The following is a 2,091-nucleotide window of genomic DNA, read 5'->3' as shown; positions in this document are numbered from 1 at the left end:
AACACGATTGCCAAGCCGAGGCGGAAGGCGTGGATATGGCGGCGATAGCGGTAGCGTTCGTAGGCGTTGAGCCAGCGTTCGGAAAAATGGAGGCGTTCGGATTGGGCAGGCATGTTGTAAGACGTATGGGTATGTGGGGATGTAAATTATAACTGATTGGTAAAGCAGATGAAATTTGAACTGCTCCCAAACGGCTTGTCCTATTGCGGATTTTATCTGCCGCAAGCGGATATAATGGCGGCTTTGAATCAGACAGGCGGTGAAGAAATGGCGACGGTTTTAAGCGCAGGCGTGGACGAAGCGGGGCGCGGCCCTTTGGTCGGCAGCGTATTTGCGGCGGCAGTGATTTTGCCGGAACATTTTGACCTGCCGGGTTTGACCGACTCAAAAAAACTGAGCGAAAAAAAGCGCGATATGTTGGCGCAGATGATTAAGGAACAGGCGGTTGCATGGAGCATTGCCTTTGCCGATCCCGACGAAATCCTGCAACTGAACATCCTGCACGCAACCATGGCCGCGATGAAGCGCGCAGTCGAGGGGTTGTCGGTCGTGCCTGACAAAGTATGGATAGACGGCAACCGTGTGCCGAAAGATTTGAATGTCCCTGCAGAGGCCGTGGTCAAAGGCGACAGCAAAATTATTGAAATCTCCGCCGCTTCGGTTTTGGCCAAAACCGCGCGTGATGCAGAAATGTATGAATTGGCGAAACGCTATCCGCAATACGGGTTTGACCGCCACAAAGGCTACGGCACGGCGCAACATTTGGCCGCATTGAAACAATACGGCGTATTGCCGGAACACCGCCGCGATTTCGCACCGGTCAAAACCTTATTGGCACAAGGCAATCTGTTTGAAGAATGAAAGCATAGCAAAAGGCCGTCTGAAAGATTTCAGACGGCCTTGTTTTTTAGGAAAGTATCATTTCAACGCAGCCAAACACTCTTTAATCAACTCAGGGCCGCGATAAATCAAACCGCTGTACACCTGAACCGCACTGGCACCCAAGCGGATTTTTTCTGCCGCGTCCGCGCCGTTCATGACGCCGCCGACGCCGATAATCGGCAGCTTGCCGTCAATGCGTTCCGCCAAAAGTTTCAACACCTGATTGCTTTTCTCGCGAACGGGCAAGCCGCTCAAGCCGCCTTGTTCGCCTGCGAGCGGATGGCTGTCCAAGCTTGATTTGTCGATGGTTGTGTTGGTGGCGATGATGCCGTCCATTTCCACAGATTTGACCACATGGGCGATGTCGTCGATTTGCGCTTCGTCCAAATCCGGCGCGATTTTGACCGCCAGAGGCACATATTTGCCATGCGCGGCTGCCAGTTGCGCCTGTTTGTTTTTCAAGGCCTCCAACAATGCGCTCAATTCGTCGCCGCCCTGCAAGGCGCGCAGGTTTTTCGTATTGGGGGAGGAAATATTGACCGTGATGTAGCTTGCGTGGGCGTAGGCTTTTTCCAAGCAAATCAGATAATCGTCGGCCGCATTTTCAATCGGCGTAACGGCATTTTTGCCGATGTTGATGCCCAAAATGCCTTTAAAACGGCTGTTTTCAATGTTGCGGATCATTGCGTCGATGCCGTGGTTGTTGAAACCCATGCGGTTAATGATGCCTTGGTGTTCGGGAACGCGGAAAAGGCGCGGCTGCGGATTGCCCGGCTGCGGCTTGGGCGTTACCGTGCCGATTTCGACAAAGCCGAAACCCAAAGCGGCAAACGCATCGATGCACTCGCCGTTTTTGTCCAAACCCGCCGCCAAGCCGACCGGATTGGGCAGCTGCAAACCCATCAGCTCGGTTGGCCGGGTGTGGCTGTCTACTTTGGGCAGCAGGCCGAGTTTTTCGATAGAACGCAAACTGTTGAGCGTGAAATGATGGGCCTTTTCTGCATCGAAACGGAACAGGATAGGGCGGACGAGTGAATACATGGCGGCGGCTTTCTGAACGGTTGATGAATTTGGCGTTATTCTACCTGAAACCGTCAAACTGCCCCAAACGTCTGTATCGATATGATTTTATTGTTTGGCGTCAAATGAAAATAAATAGGGCTTTTGCGTGTAGTCGGATAGTTCATTAAAATGGTAAGAGAGAGGCTT

At 52.4% G+C, this 2,091-nt stretch carries 2 protein-coding genes; one reads left to right on the top strand and one right to left on the bottom strand.

Annotation, left to right across the window (positions count from 1 at the left end):
• Window positions 1-267: 267 nt before the first annotated feature.
• The gene (gene rnhB / locus ACTHUE_RS16650; protein ID WP_063068644.1) at window positions 268-861 is read left to right on the top strand and encodes a ribonuclease HII; all 594 of its coding nucleotides are present in this window, start codon (window positions 268-270) and stop codon (window positions 859-861) included.
• Window positions 862-918: 57 nt separating this feature from the next.
• Here the strand turns inward: rnhB and ACTHUE_RS16645 are convergent, their stop codons facing one another.
• On the bottom strand, window positions 919-1,923 hold the full coding sequence (locus ACTHUE_RS16645; RefSeq protein WP_070461070.1) for a quinone-dependent dihydroorotate dehydrogenase: 1,005 nt from the start codon (window positions 1,921-1,923) through the stop codon (window positions 919-921).
• Between the last annotated feature and the right edge of the window lie 168 nt (window positions 1,924-2,091).

It is taken from the genome of Neisseria sp. P0021.S005 (assembly GCF_051956955.1).
The sequence above is the reverse complement of the archived record's forward strand: the minus strand, read 5'-3'. Positions and strand labels throughout refer to the sequence as shown.

Bases quoted from the DNA above. Each gene is read 5' to 3' on its own strand.
- rnhB (WP_063068644.1), top strand. From the start codon at position 268: ATGGCGACGGTTTTAAGCGCAGGCGTGGACGAAGCGGGGCGCGGCCCT.
- ACTHUE_RS16645 (WP_070461070.1), bottom strand. From the start codon at position 1,923: ATGTATTCACTCGTCCGCCCTATCCTGTTCCGTTTCGATGCAGAAAAG.